The following is a 19,641-nucleotide window of genomic DNA, read 5'->3' as shown; positions in this document are numbered from 1 at the left end:
GTGATGTTTTCCTTATATAAGTGAAGCGAGAACGTGGAGTTGAAACCAGTTAAGGAAGGAGGAAGGCGCCATGGAACATACGGTCTTGGACGCGCTGATTCAGCAGGGGCCATTTGCAGCGCTGTTTGTTTGGCTGTTGTTTTACGTGATGAAAACTAACCGCGAGCGGGAAACCCGGCTGCAGGACCTGCTGGACAAGTTCAGCGACAAGTACGATCTGATCATCTGCGAACTGCGAGAAATCAAAGACAAGGTAGGGGAGTGAGATACAGATACGCACGTAAACAGGCCCATCCCCCAGGCCAACGCACCAGTTGGCATCCATCCTCGATTTGGATAGCGAGCGGCGCGGGAAACCAGCGGAAATCTCCAATTTCCAATCAGTCAAATTTCTATTATGATAATGAATAAAGAAATTAATGTGAAAAAAGGGGGCAGGGGATGGCGTCGTTTTTTGATGAACGCAAGGCTTTGCACATGACGCTGCAGGGGCTGCTGGAACAGCGTGCCGCACTGCGGCGACAGTATGTGGATCAGGACAAACAATTGGGATTGGACATCAAGGAATTGTTGGCCCGGATCAGGGAGTTAGATGAACGTGAAAACGCTTACCAAACGAACGTGGAGGCGCCCGCGGCCGAGGAAGTTCCGACGGAAGTGCTGGAGCATTTGCGGAAAAGAAAGACGCCTATCCGTCATGATTACGCGGCCGTGGCCGAACAGGTAGAAGCCATCTTGCGGGAGGCGTCGGCGCCGCTGACGCTGATGGAATTATGCAGCGAACTGAAACAGCGGCACGGCGTGGAGTTTGCCAGTCCGTATATCGGCATCCAAAAAGCGTTGAAGCACCTGCCGCAGGTGAAAGTAGACAAGGACGGCCGCAAGCTGATCTTTTCCCTGAAACGGTGACAACAGCCGCAAAAAGGGCGTTGTGTTTCAAGCACGAACGCCCTTTTTGTGCATGGGTGATGTCGGGGGAACAGCGAATTGGGGAAGCAGCTGAGGCCTGGAGATTAGCTCAGAAAGGCTTTCAGCATCCAGAGGTGTTTTTCCAGACTGCGCTGGATGGAGAGCAGCATGTCGGCGGTCGCTTCATCGTCTGCTTGTTCGGCCGTTTTGATGCCCTCCCGCAGTTCGTCCACCAGCGTCTGGAAATCGTCGATCAGGGTCTCGACCATCTGTTCGGTTGTTTCGATGCCGGATGCCTCTTCGACGCTGGCGTCCCGCAGACATTCGCCGAGAGTGGCGATCGGTTGGCCGTTCAGCATCAGGACGCGTTCAGCCAGTTCGTCGATGTGGGCGGCTGCTTCGTTGTAGAGCTCCTCAAATTTGGCGTGCAGCGTGAAAAAATGAGGGCCTTTCACGTTCCAGTGATAGTTGTGCAGTTTCATGTGCAGGACGGTCCAGTTGGCGATTTGTTTGTTCAATACACTGTGTACCTGATGTTTCATGGTTTATCCGCTCCTTAATTAAAATTATTATTATTTAATACTTATTATAAACTAATACCCCCTTTTGTCAATGGCTTCATTACAGCCAATATTTTGCTCGGTTTATCATGGAAAATAACCGGTAAGGTGAGGGGAGTGGTGAATCTGGATGTGCTGACAATCGGCGGAGTGGTGCTGGCGGGAGGCCGCAGCAGCCGGATGGGACGGCCCAAGGAACTGCTGAGCTGGAAAGGGGGCACATTGATCGGACACGTGGTCAGCGAAGTGACTGCGCTGAACCTGCCCTGTCTGATCGTCTCCAACGCCCCTGAACGGCTGCCGGAGGAAGTGACCAGGCTGGCGAAAGTGAGCATCACCGGTGACCTGGTGCCCTCCGCCGGTCCGATCAGTGGAATCGTGACGGCGTTTCGCGTGCGGCGGGAAGAAGCGCTGCTCATCCTCTCCTGCGACCTGCCGTTTGCTGACCGGGAGCAGATCGGCCGCCTGCTCGCCCATGCGCAGCAAGCGAAGGAGTGGGATGTCGTGGCAGCGCACACGGCCGGCCGGCTTCATCCGTTGTTTGCCCTGTATCACAGAAGGACGCAGCCGTTGTGGGAAGAAGCACTGCGATCAGGCCGTTATCGACTGATGGATGTGCTGGAGCGGCTGCGGATTGCCGAGACGCCGCCCGGTCTTTTGGATGACTGGGCTGCCTACAACGCCAACACGCCGGAAGAATACCGGATGGCCCTCGCGGAACAGCACGCGCGGGACATGGAGCGGAGGTAGGTTTGTTGTGAATCGCGGCTTTATCAAGCAATAGGAAAAACCCCGGCAAAACCGGGGGTTTCCTTTACGTATCGAGAGCTACAATCCGCTCCGCATGCGTATACACGTTCATCTTGTCGGGGCGGACAAATCCGACGGCGGTGATGTTCAGCTCCTCCGCCAACTGCAGCGCCAAGTCGGTGGGAGCTGACTTGGAGAGAATGATGCCGGCACCAATCTTGGCTGCTTTGAGCAGCACCTCGGAGGAGATGCGGCCGCTGAACACGAGAATTTTGTCCTCCGTCGGCAGGTTTTCCCGCAGGCAGTATCCGTAAATCTTGTCCAGCGCGTTGTGCCGGCCGATGTCGGAGTACCTTAGCAGCGTCTGCTCCGGCGTGCACAGCGCGGCATTGTGCACGCCGCCTGTGCTGCGGTGGATGTGGGACGACGCCTGCAACTCGTCCATCAGGCGGAACACCTGCGCCGGCGTGAGCGTGACTGTGCCCGCCACCGGTTTTGCCGTTCGCGCATCGCTGAAAAAGTAAAACGACTGCCGGCTTTTCCCGCAGCAGGACGTGATTCGCCGCTTCGTGTAAAAACTGTGTGACAGTCCGGTTTGCTGATGCAGATCCACGTAGGCAAATCCGCGGCTTTCGTCGATGGACATCTGCTTGATGTCCGTGTATTGCCGGATTGCTCCCTCTGCGGCGAGAAAGCCGATCACCATTTCCTCCAGGTCGGCGGGCGTGCAGACAATCGTCGCAAACTCTTCGTCATTGAGAAATATCGTCAGCGGGTATTCCGTAACAATCTCGTCGTCTTCCCAGGCGAACCGGTCCTGCCCGATCTTCAGCACCGGCCGTCTAATCGTACTCATCAGGTTTGACATAGCAGCCTCCTTGCCGTTTCACGCAGGATGTAGCAAAATTTTGAAAGTAATGTATTGTCGAGAAAGCGCTCACATGATAGTATACTATGTGAGGTTTTACTTGTCACAAAACATTCAACTTTTCTTGCAACAGTTCACATATAGACACGGGATAGCGCACCTGTCGCCGGTTTATTTGTGAACTGCCGAAAGTGAATAGCAAACACTTGCTGTTGATGCTGAAGTAGCGACCCTGCTGATGATTAACTGCCGTGTTTCATCTGTTCCCTCCTCGGGGCCAACGCGCGGACGACGAGGAGAACTGATGGATGCGGCAGTTTTTCTTTCTGCGAGAGCCTGTTCGCGAAAGTGGACGCTCTTTACCCCGCTTAAAAGGAGATGAATCACATGCAGGAAAAATTGAAGAACCGCTGGCTGATTGCTGCGGCTGCGGTGGGAATCCACCTGTCCATCGGTTCGGTGTACGCCTGGAGCGTCTTCACCAAGCCGATCATCAACCAATTTGGCTGGGAGCTGTCGAAGGTGCAGTTCACGTTCAGCATCGCGATCCTGTTCCTGGGCCTGTCGGCTGCGTTTCTCGGCCACTACGTGGAAAAACACGGTCCCCGTAAATCAGGCACTCTTTCGTCTATCTTTTTCGGTTTGGGGATCGCCGGGTCCGGTCTGGCCATTCAATTGGAAAGCCTCCCGCTGCTGTACCTCTGCTACGGCGTGTTCGGCGGCATCGGTCTCGGGGTCGGCTACATAACGCCCGTTTCCACGCTGGTGAAATGGTTCCCGGACCGCCGCGGGCTGGCCACCGGGTTGGCCATCATGGGCTTCGGCTTCGCTTCACTGGTGGCAAGCCAGATCATGCAGGCGCTGATCGAAAGCGTAGGGATCGCCAATACCTTCTTCATTCTGGGAGCCGTCTATTTTGTCGTCATGTTTGCTTCCGCTCAATATCTTTCCCCGCCGCCTCAGGGATGGGTGCCGGAGGGCTATTCGGCTGAAGAAGGAAGCGGCAAGCAAATCAAGAAGGACCTGTGTCAGCTGACGGCCAACGAAGCGGTAAAAACCCGCCGATTCTACCTGCTGTGGCTGATGCTGTTCATCAACGTGACCTGCGGCATCGCGGTCATTTCCGTCGCCTCGCCGATGGCACAGGAGATCGTGGGCATGTCTGCGGCAATGGCATCGACGATGGTTGGCCTGAACGGCCTGTTCAACGGGGGCGGCCGGATTGGCTGGGCGACGCTGTCCGACTACATCGGTCGGCCCAACACCTACACGGCGTTTTTCCTGATCCAGCTCGTCCTGTTCTTCCTGCTGCCCAACCTGACTATGCCGGCACTGTTTATGGCGGCCATGTTTATCATCATGACCTGTTACGGCGGCGGTTTTGCCTCCATTCCGGCCTATATTGCCGACCTGTTCGGCACCAGGCAGATGGGCGCAATTCACGGTTACATCCTGACGGCATGGGCAGCGGCAGGGCTGGCCGGGCCGATTTTCGCCGCCTGGGTGCGCGAGAGCACCGGCAGCTACATCGGTACGATGACCGTCTTTGCTGCCATGTTCGCCGTCGCCTTGGTCATCTCGCTGATCATCCGACTGGACATCAAGAAATTGCGGGAGCAGGCGAAACAGAATGAAAACTCTGTTGAATTGGCTTGCTGATAGATGGTAAATTTTTAGGTAAGAGAATTTTGTAAAGGTGACATTTCGATGAATAAATACGAAGCTGAGTTCAGCAATTTAGTCAGAGCTTTCCGCAAGCGTCACATGGGTAAAGGCCCCAGCAAGATTGTGACCACGTTTTGCAAAAACTGGGCAATTTGCGAAATGGAGGGGAATCTTTCCCCGGTGGAAAAGTTCATTGCGACGGCTGATGAAGGCAAACAGATGCTTCGCGCGGCCCGCACGGAAATGGTAAAAGAAATGTACCGCAAAAACCGGCCGGTCGAAATGGAGGCATTTCTGGGCGCAAACTTCGTCGATTTATTCGTCGATATTGACATTGAACGCGATTTTGGCATGTCCATTTTCGTCTTTGATCAAGATATCGAGAAGAAGTTTAAAAACGAGTCGTGAGTCTGCGCCGAAGCAGCGACCCTGTTTGTCGGGCAGACAAGAGAGCATGGGAAACGCGCGCGTAGTTGGGACTTGGCAGCGCCCCTGCCTGAGACAACCACCGTGGACATTCTCTGTCCGATGAGAAGGGACTGGTTCATGGGTGGTTGTCTTTTTGTCGTCCTGCACGTTACGCAGGTTCACCGGCCGACTTCAGGGGACGGGTCTTGCAGCAAAAGGAGGAACAGACGATGCACGTTCAGCGACAAACCATCAGCGTGGAGGAAGCGCTGCGCAGGCTGTTGGCGGACCTGACGCCGCTGCCGGAAGAACAGGTAGGCATTGGAGAAGCGTATGGGCGGACGTTGGCCCAGAACCTTGCCGCCACATGTGACATGCCGCCGTTTGACCGCTCGCCGCTGGATGGGTTTGCCGTGCGAGCAGCGGATACGGCCGGAGCCACACCGGATCAGCCGGTTCGCTTGCGGGTGCTGGAAACGGTCGGGGCCGGACAAGTCCCCCGGCAGACGGTAACCGCCGGAACAGCCGTCCGGATCATGACTGGCGCGATGATCCCGCCGGGAGCTGATGCCGTGATCATGTTCGAACAGACGGAGCAGCCCGGCCGGCAGCTGGAGTGGGTCGGGGTAAAACGGGCGCTTCGCCCTGGAGAAAACATCTCCCGCAGGGGTGAAGAAATCGCTGCCGGCGCGTGCGTGGCCCAGGCGGGAACGCGGATCAACGCGGGGATCTTGGCCGTGTTGGCGGCGTTTGGCTACGCGCAGGTTCCGGTCGTCCGCAGACCGCGCGTCGGATTGATTTCCACCGGCACGGAACTGCTGGATGTGGACCAGCCGCTTGAGCCGGGCAAAATTCGCAACAGCAACGCGGTAATGCTGTCCGCCTTGATCGCCGAGGCGGGCGGCATCCCGGTGTGGTTCGGACGATTGCCGGACGATCTGGCTCTGGCCAAGCGGCAGCTGGCCAAATGTCTGGAGGAGGTCGACCTGCTGGTGACGAGCGGCGGTGTGTCGGTCGGAGACTTCGACGTAATGGCCGCGTTGGCCAACGATCCGGAGGTCACCCTGCTGTTCAACCGTGTCGCGATGCGGCCGGGCGGACCGACAACCGGCCTTTTGTTCCGAGACAAACTGGTCTGTGCGCTGTCGGGCAATCCGGGGGCTTGCTTTCTCGGCGCCCAGCTGTTCGTCCGTCCCGTGCTGCGCCGACTGCAGGGCGACCGAGAGACTGGCCTGCGACGCATCCGGGCCACGCTGGCGGAGTCCTACACGAAACCGTGTCCCTTCCCGCGCTATTTGCGCGGTCGGCTGACGGAGCGGGAGGGAAAACTGTACGTCGTTCCCGACCACAACGACAAGGCGGGCAACCTGTCCACGCTGGGCAAAAGCGAATGCTTCCTGATCATCCCGGCTGGTGGCCGGGGCAAACAGGCGGGGGAGACCGTCGACGTGATTCCCCACGCCGCGCCGGAGTGGAGAGAGGAGGCGTAGTGCATGGCAAACAAGCCGAGCGTGCTGCAGGTGGTGGGCTATTCCAATTCGGGCAAGACAACGCTGTTGACCAAACTGATTCCGCTGCTGGAGCAGGAGGGGCTGCGCGTCGGCGTGATCAAACACGACGGCGGTCACGATTTTGAGTGGGACCGACCGGGCAAGGACACATGGCGATACCGCGATGCGGGAGCGTCACTGGTGGCAATCGTCTCGCGGAGCAAGACGGCGATGCTGGAGCTGAAGCCCGTCCCGCTGTCTGTTTTGGTGGAACGAATGGCGGAAGCCGGTGCCGATTTTGTTCTGGTCGAGGGATTCAAGCAAGAGGACTACGAGAAACTGGTCGTGCTCCGCGACCCGGCGCACCGTGAATTGGTGGAGGCAGTCACCCGGCCCGTGGCTGTGGCTAGCTGGGAGCCGTTTGCGCACCCGACACTGCCGGTGTACGCCATTGACGACGCAGCGGGTGTGGCCAGGTTTATCCTGAACAGATATATAATGAAAGAACGGTAGTGGGAGCGGGCAATATGTGGCGGGTGAGATTTGTGCCCCCTGCCCGCGTCGCGTTTTGGAGCGGACATCATCCACTTCTTTGCTTGGTCGTCAAGAGAGCGAGCGGGCCCGATCACCCATGCGCCACGGACTTTGTCTGCATGCTGAGCAACCTGACATTGCAGGTTGCTTTTTTCGTTGAAAGAGGTAATTCATGTAAGAAATCTCCTTGTAAGTGAAGCATGTGGTAACTACAGCAGGATCATATACAAAAATTTTGACTGAAAAAGAGGTTTTTGCTGAGTGCTGTGAAAGAGAGTACTTGTGCGTATACATAATCAGGGAGGGATATACATGAAAACGCCATTGCCGATGCGCTGGAATCTGGAGGTGCTGTTTTCCGGCGGAAGCGAGTCCGAGTCCTTTCGCGCATTTCTCAGCATGCTGGAAGGAGATATTGCCGCACTGCAGGCGCAGGTGAGCGCCGATCGCGTGCGGATCGACGACAAGGATGCATTTGTTTCCCTGCTCACCCAAGTGCAGAGCATTGCTGTTCGGCTGAAGGAGGCGGGAGCGTTTGTCTCCTGCCTGACCGCCCAAGATGTAAAAGACGAACAGGCCAAACTCCTGAGCGGACGGGTGAAAACCGTATCCGCGTCATTCGCTGCGGCGCTGTCCAAATGGGAGGAACACCTGCTCGCGATCGACGAGCCGGCCTGGAACAAGCTGCTCGCCGCTCCGGAGGTGAAGCCGGTCGCGTTCAATCTCAATGAACGACGCAGACGGGCAAAGGAAAAGCTTCCGCCCGCTCAGGAGGTGCTGGCCAACGACCTGGCCGTGGACGGATACCACGCCTGGCAGGACCTCTACAATACCGTCGTTGGCCGCATGACCATCGAAGTGGAGGTGGATGGCGAGACGAAGCGTCTCTCCGTCGGCCAGGCCGCCAATTTGATGCACCATCCGGACCGCAGCGTCCGCGCTCGCGTTTTTGCCAAATGGAAGGAGGCCTGGGCGCAGGAGGCGGAACTGTGCGCACAGGCGCTCAATCACCTGGGCGGTTTTCGTCTGGCGCTGTACCGGCATCGGGGATGGGACTCCGTGCTGCGAGAGCCGCTGGACATCGGGCGGATGCAGGAAAAGACGCTGGACGCGATGTGGCAGGCGATCGACAACCGCAAAGATCGGCTCGTCGCGTACCTGGAGCGCAAGGCCAAGCTGCTGGGCGTGGACAAATTGAGCTGGTACGATTTGTCCGCTCCGATCGGCCGTCAGCACAAGAAGTTGTCTTATGAGGAAGGCGCTGCGTTCATCCTCGAACAGTTTGGCCGGTTCAGCCCGAAATTGGCCGCCTTTGCTCAAAACGCCTTCGAGAATGGATGGATCGAGGCAGAGGACCGGCCAGGCAAACGGCCAGGCGGCTTCTGCACCAGCTTTCCGGCCAAGGGCCAGTCTCGCGTGTTTATGACCTACGCGGGCAGCATGCAAAACGTGTCCACCCTGGCGCATGAACTGGGGCACGCCTATCACCAGCACGTCATGAACGATCTGCCCCCGCTGGCGCAAAACTACGCGATGAACGTGGCGGAGACGGCTTCTACATTTGCCGAGATGATCGTGGCGGACGCGGCGGTGAAGAACGCCGCCAGTACGGAGGAGCGGGTGGCTCTCCTGGAAGACAAAGTGCAGCAGACCATCGCCTTTCTCATGAACATCCAGGCCCGCTTCCTGTTTGAAAAAAACTTTTACGCCAAGCGGAGAAACGGGCTGGTCAGCGCAGAGGAGCTGAGTCGCATGATGCTGGAAGCGCAGAAAAAGGCGTACAGCGACGCGCTGGCCGAATACGAGCCGCTTTTCTGGGCGTCCAAGCTGCATTTTTACATCACGACGTATCCCTTCTACAACTTCCCGTACACCTTCGGCTATTTGTTCAGCCTGAGCGTGTACGCGCGCGCCCTGCAGGAGGGACCGGCCTTTGCCGACAAGTACGACGCCCTGCTGCGCGATACGGGACGGATGACCGTGGAAGAGCTGGCAAAACGGCATCTGGATGAGGACATTACCGACGTCCGGTTTTGGCAGAAGGCCGTGGATCGGGCCGTCGCCGACATCGACGAGTTTCTCCACCTGACGAAATAAAACGTGGAATATCAGCGCGAGCGGACGTCATCCCGACGATCGGATGGGAATTGATCCCGCGCCCTGCACATCAGCACATCCGCCAGGCGTCTGCCGGCGGCGTGAGGGTAACCCTCGCCGGTGTCTCAAGCTCCGGCGGGGGTTTTTATGGGACGAACGGAGCAAAAAAATTTAGGCTTGGGGTGAATGGGAAAGTACGTTAAAATGAAGGGCGTGGCGCAAGCGATCATGCGCGAGACAAGCGAGGAGGCAAACGGCGTCGTCAAACTGCCTCTTTTGCCAGAAAGGTGAGTACAATGGATCTGTGGTCAATGTTCGTAGCATTCGTGTTAGGGCTTGTGGAAGGACTGACGGAATTTGCGCCCGTCTCCTCGACCGGGCATATGATCATCGTTGACGATATGTGGCTGAAATCCAAGGAGATGTTTTCCCCCGAGGTGGCCAACACCTTCAAGGTGGTGATACAGCTCGGATCGATCCTGGCTGTGGTAATCGTCTTTCAAGAGCGCTTTTTCGATCTGCTCGGGCTGCGGAGACGCGCGACAGGCGGACAAGCCTCCGGCCGCAAACTGAAGCTGGGTCAGGTGATCGTCGGGCTGCTGCCGGCTGCCGTATTGGGCCTCCTGTTTGAGGACTACATCGACCAATACCTGTTTTCGGTGAACACCGTGCTGATCGGATTGGTGGCGGGCGCTTTCCTGATGCTGGCCGCTGATTGGTTCCGCCCGGGCAGGCCGAAAGTGGAGACGGTTGACCAGCTTACGTACAAGCAGGCCTTCTTGATCGGGTTGTTTCAATGCATTGCGCTGTGGCCGGGCTTCTCCCGTTCCGGTTCGACGATTTCAGGCGGGGTGCTGTTGGGATTGAGCCACCGCGCTGCGTCCGATTTTACCTTTATCATGGCTGTCCCTGTCATGTTGGGGGCAAGCTGCCTGTCGCTCTTGAAGCACTGGGATTCCTTCACCCTTGATGCCCTGCCGTTTTTTGCGGTCGGCTTCATCAGCGCATTCGTTTTTGCGCTGCTCTTCATCCGCTTCTTCTTGAAGCTGATCAACCGGATCAAACTGGTTCCGTTTGCCCTTTATCGCATCGTGCTGGCAGCGGTGCTGTATCTGGTCCTGATGTAAGAAAAACGGCTTTGGAGGTATCGGCGAAAGCGGACCTTCGCCGGACAAGCGTAAAAAGCAGTCGGGAACAATTGGGTTTTCCGACTGCTTTTTTTGTTGGCGGGGACGGATATCGTGATGCTGTTTGTCCGGGCATCGGCATATGCTGGTGGTGAGGAGGGAGTCGGATGCGGGAGAAAGCGGCGTTCGTCGTCCTGCGGATGGTGACGGGCTTGATTTTCTTTGCCCACGGCCTGCAGAAGCTGCAAAAAGGATTGGGAGTGGTGGCCGAGTGGTTCGGGAGTGTCGGACTTCCGACATGGTTGGCCTATCTGGTGACGCTGGCGGAACTGCTGGGTGGGATGGCGCTTGTGATCGGGCTGGCGGTACGGCCTGCGTCGCTGCTTCTGGCTGTGATCATGGTCGGTGCCATCGTTACCGTCAAATGGTCAAACGGCCTGATCGGTGCGAACGGCGCAGGAGGGTACGAGCTGGATCTCATCCTGCTGGCGGTGACCATGTATCTGGCCGTCACGCAAAGAGAGGATCAGGGAGGCAAGCCTTGTGACCCTCGATTTCGCTTAAAAAACCGCTGATCCAGCGGTTTTTTTCGTGCATCCGTACACCGGCTGTTCCAGCAGCAGCAGCCAGCTAGACGTGTCTACGTTTCATTTGCAAATAGATCAACGCCCCGCGACTGCAGGATCTCCACCGCCTCCCTGACCGGCAAGCGGGGCAGGCGGAATTCGTCCGCCACCGTCTCTTCCAGCTCCCGGAGGGAACCGAGCGTCAGCCGGCGCTCGCCGCCGTCAGCGTGCGTGATCAGCAGTGTGTTGTTTTTCAATGAGACGCTGCGTTCGCTGTCCCATTGATACACATGGATGCGCAGGCAGTTGAGAAAGAAGGCGCCGGGGGCAAACGAGCGGTCGATCGCTTCGGCGAAATCGTCCGGCTCCCGCCGCTCCTCCGGGTCAAAGTGCCAGTCTTCGTTCACCAGCTTCTCCCCCCGGTAATGCAGGTATTGGTAGCGGCCCGGCCGCTCCGCATCCGGTGTGATTCGCACCGTCTCCGGGCCAAAGCGGATGCAGTTGTCGGGATCGCGGCGAAAGCGGCCCGGCTGATACACGGGGGCGGTGGAGCCCAGATCGACGTAGACCGGCTCTCCTCCCCATTCCGGCAGCCGGACGATGACCGCCGTATGGGAGGTTCCCACCGGCACGAGATGTGCAGAAAAGCCCAGCTCGCTTAGCAACCAGAGGAGATTGGCGTGGATGGCGTAGCAGGTGCCGCCAAACCCGCAGCGGACGGCGTCGGCAACAAACTGTTCAGGCGAGGGGAGGCTCTTGTGCCCCGGCCGCCGGGCCTGCAGCAGTTTGCCGACGTTTTCAAACGGAAACGCCTGCAGATGAGCGCGGCACAGTTCGCTGAGAAAGGCGTAATCGGCCGGGCGCGGCGCTATTCCCAGATGATGGAGATAGGCAGATGCCCAAGCGGGTAACCGCGACATGGAAAACCTCCTTACGAGACAGATTTCCAGGCGTGCACGGCGAGAAGCGCCCAGCCGGCCAGGAACAGGACGCCGCCAAATGGCGTGATTGCCCCGAGCGCTTTGATGTTGGTGAAGCTGAGGGCGTACAGGCTGCCGGAAAAGAGCAGGGTGCCGACAGTGAAGCACCAGCCCGCCCAGGTCAGGACAGACGATTCAGGGTACCATTTGCACAGCAGGGCGACCAGCACCAGCGCCAGCGCATGTGTCGTCTGGTAGGTAACCCCGGTGTGGTAGACGCTGAGCAGGTAGTCGTTCAGTTTGCCTTTCAGCACATGGGAACCAAATGCGCCCAAGGCGACGGAGAGAAAACCGCTGATAGCGCCAAGCAATAAAAAGATACGCACGAAACATTCGCTCCTTTGTGTAACGATATGCATATATAGCGTTATTGTACCGCAATCACGGCGTTCATGCCCAATTGCAAATTGTTGAACGCGCACTTTGGCCTTTCGTCCAGACCGTCTCACAACTTGCGACATAGGATGCAGTAAGGCGGCAGCTTTCTGATGTCGCCGCCGCAGGAGGTGAGCAGCATGGGCAAATGGACAACGCTGGTGGGCGGCCTCGTAGGCGGTTGGTCCTTCTTGAAAATTCCGCTGGAAGGCACGTTCCTCTCCTTTATCGATCCTGTCGTCGATGGCGTTGGTATCGTGGCGGCAGTCGTGTTCTCGGGTGCACTCATTTATTATGGCGTACGCGACTGGATCCAAGGTTAACAACCGGATTAGTGCAGACAGCGGCAAAGACGTCCCGGCAAAAGGGGCGTCTTTGTCATTGGCCAGCTCAAAGGTGGTCGGCTTTACATCGTCGTCTTGTCGAGTGCTCTCATGCAAGCTGCTCCCATATACATAGTGGAGAGAAGAAATGGGGGGAAGCGACATGACCAACGACGAACGCAAGGAACTGGAGCGCTCGATTGAAGAAATCACGGAAATCGCCAAAGGCTTTGGCCTTGACTTTTACCCGATGCGCTACGAGATATGCCCGGCTGACATCATCTACACGTTTGGCGCGTACGGCATGCCGACGCGGTTCTCGCATTGGAGCTTTGGCAAATCCTTTTACCGGATGAAGCTCCAGTACGACCTCAATTTGAGCAAAATCTACGAGTTGGTGATCAACTCCAACCCGTGCTACGCCTTTCTGTTGGATGGCAACACGCTGATCCAGAACAAGCTGATCGTCGCCCACGTCTTGGCCCACTGCGACTTTTTCAAAAACAACGTGCGGTTCTCCAACACCAACCGCGACATGGTGGAGAGCATGGCGGCCAGCTCGGAGCGGATTCGGCAGTACGAGATCAAGCACGGCAAGGAGGCAGTGGAGTCGTTTTTGGACGCCTGCCTGTCCATTCAGGAGCACATCGATCCCAGTCTGCTGCGGCCGAAACTGCGCTGGAAGCGGGAGGTGGAGGAGACGACCGGCAAACCGGGCAAAACAGAGCGGACCACGCCGTACGACGACCTGTGGCGGCTGGATCGCACAGACGAACAGCCAGCCGATCAAGGGAAGCCGACCCGCAAGTTCCCGCCCGAACCGGAGAAAGACCTGCTGTTGTTCATCATGGAGTACAGCACCGTTCTGGAGGACTGGCAGCGGGACATCATGACAATCATCCGCGAAGAGATGCTCTATTTCTGGCCGCAGTTGGAGACGAAGATCATGAATGAAGGCTGGGCCACCTACTGGCACTTGCGCATCCTGCGGGAGTTGGACCTGACGGAAGCGGAGACGATCGACTTTGCCAAGCTGCACGCCTCGGTGATCCAACCGTCGCCGACCAGCATCAATCCGTATCATCTCGGGCTGAAAATTTTTGAGGATATCGAGGAGCGCTGGGATAACCCGACCAAGGAAGAGCAGGAGCGCTATGGACGCAAGCCGGGACAGGGAAGGGCAAAGATTTTCGAGGTGCGCGAGTTGGAGTCGGACATCAGCTTTCTGCGCAATTACCTGACCAAGGAGCTGGTCGAAAAGCTGGACTTGTACCTGTTCGGCAAGCAGGGAAACGACTGGGTGGTGACGGAAAAATCCTGGGAACAGGTGCGGGACGGCCTGGCCGCGACGCGTGTCAACGGCGGCTTTCCGTACGTCATGGTCGAAGACGGCGATTACCTGCGGGCCGGCGAGCTGTACCTGAAGCATTACTACGAGGGATTGGAGCTGGATGTCAAGTACCTGGAAAAGACGCTGCCGTACATCTACCAGCTTTGGGGCAAAAACGTCCATCTGGAGACGGTGATCGAGGAGCGTGCGGTGCAGTTTACCTACGATGGAAAAAAGGTGCACAAACGGTTTTTGTAAATGAGTAATGATATAGATAGAAGACAAAAGGCACAGCCCAGACTCCCCCCTCACCGCGGCTTACAAAAGCAATGCCCCAAACCCCCTGATCAGCAGGGAAGTTTGGGGCTTTGCTTTGCCACAATTTCCCTTTGTTTTCCAAGCGGACTCAAGTATTTTCAATAGCACTTGGTCACGCTCGGGCCTTTGCCTTCGTCTTGCTTGTCAAGAGGAAGGCGGGTATGGCCATTGCCGCGGTCATCACGGTAGCGACAAGAAAGCCGGTGTGATAGGCGGCGGCTTCATGCGGGAGAGCGGGAACGGCTTGTCGCAATTGCAGGGCCACGACCGTTGCCAGTACGCTCGAACCGAAGGCACCGCCGATATTCTGGATGATGCGCGTGGCGACGCTCGCTTGCGGAACTTGATGGCCGGAGAGCCCCGTATAGGAATCCGTCATCACCGGAATCGTGATGCCGCCGACACCGATTCCCCGAATAAACAGTGCAAGGCCGATCTGCCAATAAGGAACGTCCGGCGGGAAAAGGATGAACGGAACGGTTCCCGCGACCGTAATCGCCGTAGCGGCCAGGACAATAAGCCGGGCTCCGATCCGGTCGGTGAGCGTCCCAATAACGGGTCTGGCGAGCAGCATGCCCGCACCTTGCGGAATGAGCGCGAGCGCGGCGGAGATGACGGAGTCGTGCCGAACATTTTGAAAGTACAAAGGCAGCAGCAGCATGGCGCCGTTCGTCCCGAAACCGGCCAGGAACAAGGCGATGACGGACCCGGTGAAGCTTTTGTATCGGAACAGGCTGAGGGGCACGATGACGGCCGAGGAGCGGACAAGGGCGTAAACGATATAGGCGATCGTCAAGATAACGCCCAGCGCGATAAAGCCGATCGAAGCCCCGCCGCCAAAACTGCCGCCTTCCGCCCCCCGCGAGATCCCGTAGATGAAACTTGCGGAAAGTCCGCCCAGCAGCAGAATGCCGGTCCAATCCAGCGCAGCGCGTCTGTTGGTGGCGGGAAATCTCGGCATTTTCATGGAAATCAAAGCCAGGGCGATGATTCCGATCGGGACATTGATGTAGAAAATCCAGCGCCAAGAGGCATACTCCACGAGCAGTCCACCGGCGACCGGGCCGAGGATGGGGCCGAGAATGATGGGCAAGCCCACGATGGCCATCAAGCGCCCCATTTGATCCTGTCCCGCGGCTTGTACAAGCAGCGTGGTCAGCAGGGGAATGATCAGCCCGGCGGCGAACCCTTGCACAATGCGGAACGCAATCAGGCTTTCGATGTTCCAGGACAACCCCGCCAGCAGGGAACTGAGCAGGAACAGCAGCTCCGCGATGAAATATACGGATTTACCCTCAAACCGCTGAACCAGCCAGCCGGAGAAAGGGACGGCGATGGCCAGGGCCAGCACATAGCCGGTCATGACCCACTGCACCGTTTCCAGCGAAGTTTGAAAATCCCGGCTGAAATGATTCACCGCGATGTTCACCATGGTGGTGTCCAGCATGGGGGCGACCGCTCCGAACACCAGCACCAGTGCGACGCGGACAAGATCTTTCGGCAGTGTTCCGTCGGTTTGATTCACGTGCGTCCACTCCTTAATTAAGGTACATGATGTATCTTATTTTCGAAATAAGTATACATGCTTTTTGAATAAGGTGCAACATGTATCTTATTTGTTGTATAATGATTGCAGCATCTTTCGGGAGGAAAAGTCATTGAAAGCGGAACGAAGACGGGGAGAAGAACTGGAAAAGGCGATTCTGGACGCTGCGTACGAAATCATCGAAACATCGGGGTACGAGGAAATGACCTTTCAACGCGTTGCCCGACAGGCGCAAACCAGCCGAACGGTCATTTACCGCCGGTACGAAACGCCCGTTGATTTGCTGCATGCCCTGGTCCAGTACAGGTCCACCCGGGCGATGGGCGGCAGAATGATCGATTTGCTCAGGGACCAGGGAAGTCTGCGCGCCGATTTGCTTGAGGTCGTCCGCATCTACCAGCGGTTTTTCGATGCCATCGGGCAGAAGCTGATGAGCGCCGTGATGACCGAATTCAGCAGAGATTATGAACGGTTCCGGGACTGGTTCGAACAGGCGCTCGACAGCAATGTGAGGATTATGAAGACGGTGGAAGAAAACGCCAAGCGGCGCGGAGAAATCACCCATGATTTTACCGAGTTGCAAATGCGTCTCCCCTTCGATCTTCTGCGTGTCGAAAATGTTATCCGCCACGAGAGGATCACTGCCGCGTATTTGACCCGTCTGGTGGATGAGGTGCTGCTGCCGGTGTTCTCCAAAGATCAGAAACATTAAGCTGCCCGCGTTGACGGATGAGAAGCATCTTAAAGAGCATAATGGGGTCTGCAAAAGCACATAAAAAAGAGAAGGCATTCTCAAGGATGCCTTCTCTTTTTATGCGCGGTGTTGCTCAGCTTATTTTCCTGCCGGTGAGAGTCCGGTCACAGGAGGGGCCAAGCCCCAGTTATGCTAGAACGCGATCGGAAGGTCAATATCGTTTAAATTAGTTGGTATTGCCAAGAGAGTTTGAGGATTTCGGGAATGCGGGCAGTTCTCTGTCTGGCTCCTTTTTGGAACCGATGAAAAGTTGCAAGAAAATCATCGCTGTGCAGATCACGGCTAGTCCGACGAAGGCGAACACAATGCTGTTTGTCATGTCTTGTATCCATCCAACCAAAAACGGTCCAAGTGCTCCAATCGCATATCCCACCGATTGTGTCATGGCGGACCATGAGCTGGCATCTTGTGCGTTCGATGTTTCGTCAATCGGCAGCATCAACCCTAGAGGGAAGAGACCACCACAGCCAATACCGAGAAGAATCGCAGAAATCCATGGTGAACCAGAAAGGATGACAAGCAGTAACCCTGCCAATTCAAGCAAAGAGCATGCAACCATCCATAGAAGTCGATTTGGATAACGATTAACCAGCATCGGAATCAAGAAGGTTGCCGGAATTTGAACCAATGTGAAAAGTGTAAGCATGTTGCCAGCGTAAATCTTACTGTACCCCATGTTTGAGACGGCTGGTGCAAGCCATGCTGTAATGGAGTAGAACAAAAACGCCATCATTCCGAAAAATACTGTCAAAAGCCATGCCCTATGATTTCTCCAGGGCAACTGCCCCGCGTTTTTCAGAGAAGATGATTGATCAAGATTCGGCTCTACACGTCTTGGTACAAATAACCACCAGGCAGGCAAAGCGATAACGGCAAGTATTGCCCATAAGCCTAATGCTGATCGCCAGGAGCCATTTAAGGCATTTTGGAAGGGAACGGATAGACCTGCGCTTAGGGCTGCTCCAGCCACCATTGCTACGGAATAGACACCGATCATGGCAGCCACCTGGCTGGGAAAATAACGTTTAATGAAACCAGATAGAAGCGGACCCGCAGTCGCAATACCGATGCCAGCGATCAGTGAGGTCAGTAGCAGGAATGTATAAGAAGGCGTAAACCATCGGAGAACAGTAGCTCCGCCCACGAGCACTAGAGCTAACGCTATCATCCGTTCGATTCCATGACGAATTCCCAACTTGACAGCTATCGGAGAGAAGATTCCCATACATAGAACCGGTATAGAGGTGAGAAGACTGGCAGAGGATGCGCTCATTCCGAGATCGCTCCGAATCGTCTCTAATAGCGGCGAAATCGAAGAAATAACCGGCCGCAAGTTTAGAGATGCCAAAAATAGGGCGATTACCAAAAGCGTTGAACGAGGTTTCATTACACTCACTCCTTAAAACATCACTGGCGTGAATACTTTCTTGTGAATGAGGTTAAGTTTAAAATACACAAGTTAATTGATCAATATTATGATTTCTATTAAAATGATAGAAAAAAAGAATGATTGAAATGGGATGGGGCCATTATGGATCTTAGACAACTAGAATACTTTGTCGCTGTATGCGAGGAACTGCACTTTACCAAAGCAGCGGACAAATTGGGCATATCGCAACCGACGCTCAGTCACCAGATTCGATCGTTGGAAGATGAAATTGGGATGCCGTTGTTTGATCGGATTGGCAAACGAATCGCACTAACCGAAGCAGGCAGACTGCTGCTAGAATACAGTATCCAGATGTTCAGAACCCGAAAAAATGCAATCGACGCCATTGATGAACTGCGCAATCAACAGCGTGGAACACTGGTCATTGGCGCGATCCCATCTGATCTCGATTACAGAATTACACAACTATTAATCGATTTTCACCATGAATTTCCTCATATACGACTAACCGTATTGACATCAATCGAAATCTTGAAGCAAGTATTGGATATGGAAGTGGATATTGGAATTGCAATCCTGCCTCTCCCAGATGAGCGGATTGTGAGAATTCCCTTATCCCGCGAAGAGTATGTGCTGGTCGTATCGGTGAACCACGAATTGGCGGATCGAAGCTCCATCGAGTTGGAGGAACTTCGACATATTAGAACCGTGATGTACCCGAAAGGCACTCTTGGACGCGAGATAGTCGATGATTGTTGTAGAAAGCGTGGCTTCAGCTTAGATCCTATTATTGAAACGACAACACCTTTTTCGCTTATTCGATTAGTCAAAGCGAATATCGGTGCGACAATTCAACCACTGCCACTAATTTTATCCATGAATGATCCCGACTTGCGTGCCATCAAGATCGAGGGAGGCCCAACTCGGGATATCGGTATTATTTATCGCGTTGACAGGTTTCTTAGCCATGCGGCGAAAACATTTATCAAGAGATTACAGGATGAGTTACAAGGGGGAAACTTGGCCAATAGTTGAAAGCATATCCGGTGTAGTCTCCGGCTTGCACATCTCAAGGCCTCTCCGGGTATACACATGCCATCGCTCGCGAACTTTTCCAACCCGCCCCGGCTCGTCAAACCTGTCCGCATAGTATGTAACATGGAAATGGCGATCTCTGCTCTGCGTGTAACAGCTGTTCCGTCCACGAGATTGGAAACGTCCCCCATCCTCTCGAAAAAAACGACATTTTTTTGAGAAAAAATTGAACAAAACGTGAACAAAGTGTGAAAAATGTGTTACAATAGAGCCATCAATCAAAGAAAACGGACAGGGGTTGGATGCGATGGACCAATTGAGCAATGGTATCAAAGCTGCGACAACCTTGAAATGGCTCGCGTGGGCAGCTACAATACTTGGTGCTGTTTTGCTTATGATGAATGTAAGCGATTTCCGTGCGGATAATTTTGGACTGATGGCGGCGATTGGATTGCTGATCGGCGGCATGAACATCTTTTTGCTGAGCACGGTGTTCCAGTTACTTCACACCGAATCGTAGGAAATATACGGCAATTCATGAACTGATCAAATAAAATAATGAAGAATTTGGGTGAAAGCCCTCTCAAGACGAGCGATCTTGAGAGGGCTTTTCTCT

21 protein-coding genes are annotated in these 19,641 nt (G+C 55.5%); 15 read left to right on the top strand and 6 right to left on the bottom strand.

Annotation, left to right across the window (positions count from 1 at the left end):
- Window positions 1–70: 70 nt before the first annotated feature.
- Both KDN35_RS18395 and KDN35_RS18390 read left to right on the top strand, forming a co-directional pair.
- Complete coding sequence (locus KDN35_RS18395; protein ID WP_212133520.1) at window positions 71–265, top strand: BhlA/UviB family holin-like peptide; 195 nt, start codon at window positions 71–73, stop codon at window positions 263–265.
- A gap of 176 nt (window positions 266–441) precedes the next feature.
- Entirely contained in the window at window positions 442–909 is a 468-nt protein-coding gene (locus KDN35_RS18390) for a hypothetical protein (RefSeq protein WP_171566615.1), read from the top strand.
- Window positions 910–1,013: 104 nt separating this feature from the next.
- On the opposite strand, the gene KDN35_RS18385 is transcribed toward KDN35_RS18390, so the two are convergent.
- On the bottom strand, window positions 1,014–1,451 hold the full coding sequence (locus tag KDN35_RS18385; RefSeq protein ID WP_171566616.1) for a Dps family protein: 438 nt from the start codon (window positions 1,449–1,451) through the stop codon (window positions 1,014–1,016).
- A 138-nt stretch (window positions 1,452–1,589) separates the two neighbouring features.
- On the opposite strand from KDN35_RS18385, the gene mobA reads away from it, so the two are divergent.
- Window positions 1,590–2,219 (top strand): molybdenum cofactor guanylyltransferase, encoded by a 630-nt coding sequence (mobA, locus tag KDN35_RS18380; RefSeq protein ID WP_349291001.1) that lies wholly within the window; start codon window positions 1,590–1,592, stop codon window positions 2,217–2,219.
- A gap of 64 nt (window positions 2,220–2,283) precedes the next feature.
- Here mobA and fdhD read toward each other — a convergent pair whose 3' ends face one another.
- Window positions 2,284–3,087 (bottom strand): formate dehydrogenase accessory sulfurtransferase FdhD, encoded by an 804-nt coding sequence (gene fdhD, locus KDN35_RS18375; protein WP_171566617.1) that lies wholly within the window; start codon window positions 3,085–3,087, stop codon window positions 2,284–2,286.
- A gap of 387 nt (window positions 3,088–3,474) precedes the next feature.
- Between fdhD and KDN35_RS18370 the strand changes: the two genes are divergently transcribed.
- The 7 genes from KDN35_RS18370 to KDN35_RS18340 all read left to right on the top strand — a co-directional run bounded on the left by KDN35_RS18370 (window position 3,475) and on the right by KDN35_RS18340 (window position 10,983).
- The gene (locus tag KDN35_RS18370) at window positions 3,475–4,746 is read left to right on the top strand and encodes an L-lactate MFS transporter (RefSeq protein ID WP_171566618.1); all 1,272 of its coding nucleotides are present in this window, start codon (window positions 3,475–3,477) and stop codon (window positions 4,744–4,746) included.
- A 48-nt stretch (window positions 4,747–4,794) separates the two neighbouring features.
- Window positions 4,795–5,160 (top strand): Na-translocating system protein MpsC family protein, encoded by a 366-nt coding sequence (locus KDN35_RS18365; protein ID WP_171566619.1) that lies wholly within the window; start codon window positions 4,795–4,797, stop codon window positions 5,158–5,160.
- A gap of 230 nt (window positions 5,161–5,390) precedes the next feature.
- Window positions 5,391–6,650, top strand: coding sequence for a molybdopterin molybdotransferase MoeA (locus tag KDN35_RS18360; RefSeq protein ID WP_212133518.1), 1,260 nt, complete (start codon window positions 5,391–5,393; stop codon window positions 6,648–6,650).
- A 3-nt stretch (window positions 6,651–6,653) separates the two neighbouring features.
- Complete coding sequence (gene mobB, locus KDN35_RS18355; RefSeq protein WP_212133516.1) at window positions 6,654–7,163, top strand: molybdopterin-guanine dinucleotide biosynthesis protein B; 510 nt, start codon at window positions 6,654–6,656, stop codon at window positions 7,161–7,163.
- A 333-nt stretch (window positions 7,164–7,496) separates the two neighbouring features.
- Window positions 7,497–9,281 (top strand): M3 family oligoendopeptidase, encoded by a 1,785-nt coding sequence (locus KDN35_RS18350; RefSeq protein ID WP_171565863.1) that lies wholly within the window; start codon window positions 7,497–7,499, stop codon window positions 9,279–9,281.
- 296 nt (window positions 9,282–9,577) lie between these two features.
- Window positions 9,578–10,408 carry an undecaprenyl-diphosphate phosphatase gene (locus tag KDN35_RS18345; protein ID WP_212133514.1) on the top strand — a complete coding sequence of 277 codons (831 nt, stop codon included), beginning with the start codon at window positions 9,578–9,580 and terminating at the stop codon, window positions 10,406–10,408.
- 167 nt (window positions 10,409–10,575) lie between these two features.
- Window positions 10,576–10,983, top strand: coding sequence for a DoxX family protein (locus KDN35_RS18340; protein ID WP_212133512.1), 408 nt, complete (start codon window positions 10,576–10,578; stop codon window positions 10,981–10,983).
- 65 nt (window positions 10,984–11,048) lie between these two features.
- Here KDN35_RS18340 and KDN35_RS18335 read toward each other — a convergent pair whose 3' ends face one another.
- Together KDN35_RS18335 and KDN35_RS18330 are read right to left on the bottom strand one after the other, a co-directional pair.
- Entirely contained in the window at window positions 11,049–11,894 is an 846-nt protein-coding gene (locus KDN35_RS18335) for an arylamine N-acetyltransferase (protein ID WP_212133510.1), read from the bottom strand.
- 11 nt (window positions 11,895–11,905) lie between these two features.
- On the bottom strand, window positions 11,906–12,280 hold the full coding sequence (locus KDN35_RS18330; protein WP_212133508.1) for a DUF423 domain-containing protein: 375 nt from the start codon (window positions 12,278–12,280) through the stop codon (window positions 11,906–11,908).
- Between the two features lie 189 nt (window positions 12,281–12,469).
- Between KDN35_RS18330 and KDN35_RS18325 the strand changes: the two genes are divergently transcribed.
- The gene (locus tag KDN35_RS18325; RefSeq protein ID WP_171565858.1) at window positions 12,470–12,652 is read left to right on the top strand and encodes a hypothetical protein; all 183 of its coding nucleotides are present in this window, start codon (window positions 12,470–12,472) and stop codon (window positions 12,650–12,652) included.
- A 163-nt stretch (window positions 12,653–12,815) separates the two neighbouring features.
- Entirely contained in the window at window positions 12,816–14,240 is a 1,425-nt protein-coding gene (locus KDN35_RS18320) for a SpoVR family protein (protein WP_171565857.1), read from the top strand.
- Between the two features lie 172 nt (window positions 14,241–14,412).
- Here the strand turns inward: KDN35_RS18320 and KDN35_RS18315 are convergent, their stop codons facing one another.
- Window positions 14,413–15,825, bottom strand: a complete 1,413-nt coding sequence (locus KDN35_RS18315) for an MDR family MFS transporter (protein WP_304414596.1) — start codon at window positions 15,823–15,825, stop codon at window positions 14,413–14,415.
- Between the two features lie 133 nt (window positions 15,826–15,958).
- On the opposite strand from KDN35_RS18315, the gene KDN35_RS18310 reads away from it, so the two are divergent.
- The gene (locus tag KDN35_RS18310; RefSeq protein WP_171565856.1) at window positions 15,959–16,558 is read left to right on the top strand and encodes a TetR/AcrR family transcriptional regulator; all 600 of its coding nucleotides are present in this window, start codon (window positions 15,959–15,961) and stop codon (window positions 16,556–16,558) included.
- A gap of 208 nt (window positions 16,559–16,766) precedes the next feature.
- Here the strand turns inward: KDN35_RS18310 and KDN35_RS18305 are convergent, their stop codons facing one another.
- Window positions 16,767–17,987 (bottom strand): MFS transporter, encoded by a 1,221-nt coding sequence (locus tag KDN35_RS18305; protein WP_171565855.1) that lies wholly within the window; start codon window positions 17,985–17,987, stop codon window positions 16,767–16,769.
- 144 nt (window positions 17,988–18,131) lie between these two features.
- On the opposite strand from KDN35_RS18305, the gene KDN35_RS18300 reads away from it, so the two are divergent.
- Both KDN35_RS18300 and KDN35_RS18295 read left to right on the top strand, forming a co-directional pair.
- Window positions 18,132–19,025, top strand: coding sequence for a LysR family transcriptional regulator (locus KDN35_RS18300; RefSeq protein ID WP_212133506.1), 894 nt, complete (start codon window positions 18,132–18,134; stop codon window positions 19,023–19,025).
- Window positions 19,026–19,332: 307 nt separating this feature from the next.
- Window positions 19,333–19,545: a hypothetical protein gene (locus KDN35_RS18295; RefSeq protein ID WP_230076590.1), complete on the top strand. Its 213-nt coding sequence runs from the start codon at window positions 19,333–19,335 to the stop codon at window positions 19,543–19,545.
- Window positions 19,546–19,641: the final 96 nt, after the last annotated feature.

It is taken from the genome of Brevibacillus sp. NL20B1 (genome assembly GCF_018195675.1).
Classification (GTDB): domain Bacteria; phylum Bacillota; class Bacilli; order Brevibacillales; family Brevibacillaceae; genus Brevibacillus; species Brevibacillus aydinogluensis.
The sequence above is the reverse complement of the archived record's forward strand: the minus strand, read 5'-3'. Positions and strand labels throughout refer to the sequence as shown.

Coding starts and splice junctions, on each gene's coding strand:
- fdhD (WP_171566617.1), bottom strand. CDS start 3,087: ATGTCAAACCTGATGAGTACGATTAGACGGCCGGTGCTGAAGATCGGG.
- KDN35_RS18335 (WP_212133510.1), bottom strand. CDS start 11,894: ATGTCGCGGTTACCCGCTTGGGCATCTGCCTATCTCCATCATCTGGGA.
- KDN35_RS18340 (WP_212133512.1), top strand. CDS start 10,576: ATGCGGGAGAAAGCGGCGTTCGTCGTCCTGCGGATGGTGACGGGCTTG.
- KDN35_RS18350 (WP_171565863.1), top strand. CDS start 7,497: ATGAAAACGCCATTGCCGATGCGCTGGAATCTGGAGGTGCTGTTTTCC.
- mobB (WP_212133516.1), top strand. CDS start 6,654: ATGGCAAACAAGCCGAGCGTGCTGCAGGTGGTGGGCTATTCCAATTCG.
- KDN35_RS18370 (WP_171566618.1), top strand. CDS start 3,475: ATGCAGGAAAAATTGAAGAACCGCTGGCTGATTGCTGCGGCTGCGGTG.
- KDN35_RS18385 (WP_171566616.1), bottom strand. CDS start 1,451: ATGAAACATCAGGTACACAGTGTATTGAACAAACAAATCGCCAACTGG.
- KDN35_RS18305 (WP_171565855.1), bottom strand. CDS start 17,987: ATGAAACCTCGTTCAACGCTTTTGGTAATCGCCCTATTTTTGGCATCT.
- KDN35_RS18365 (WP_171566619.1), top strand. CDS start 4,795: ATGAATAAATACGAAGCTGAGTTCAGCAATTTAGTCAGAGCTTTCCGC.
- KDN35_RS18320 (WP_171565857.1), top strand. CDS start 12,816: ATGACCAACGACGAACGCAAGGAACTGGAGCGCTCGATTGAAGAAATC.
- KDN35_RS18300 (WP_212133506.1), top strand. CDS start 18,132: ATGGATCTTAGACAACTAGAATACTTTGTCGCTGTATGCGAGGAACTG.
- KDN35_RS18325 (WP_171565858.1), top strand. CDS start 12,470: ATGGGCAAATGGACAACGCTGGTGGGCGGCCTCGTAGGCGGTTGGTCC.
- KDN35_RS18345 (WP_212133514.1), top strand. CDS start 9,578: ATGGATCTGTGGTCAATGTTCGTAGCATTCGTGTTAGGGCTTGTGGAA.
- KDN35_RS18395 (WP_212133520.1), top strand. CDS start 71: ATGGAACATACGGTCTTGGACGCGCTGATTCAGCAGGGGCCATTTGCA.
- KDN35_RS18360 (WP_212133518.1), top strand. CDS start 5,391: ATGCACGTTCAGCGACAAACCATCAGCGTGGAGGAAGCGCTGCGCAGG.
- KDN35_RS18295 (WP_230076590.1), top strand. CDS start 19,333: ATGGACCAATTGAGCAATGGTATCAAAGCTGCGACAACCTTGAAATGG.
- KDN35_RS18390 (WP_171566615.1), top strand. CDS start 442: ATGGCGTCGTTTTTTGATGAACGCAAGGCTTTGCACATGACGCTGCAG.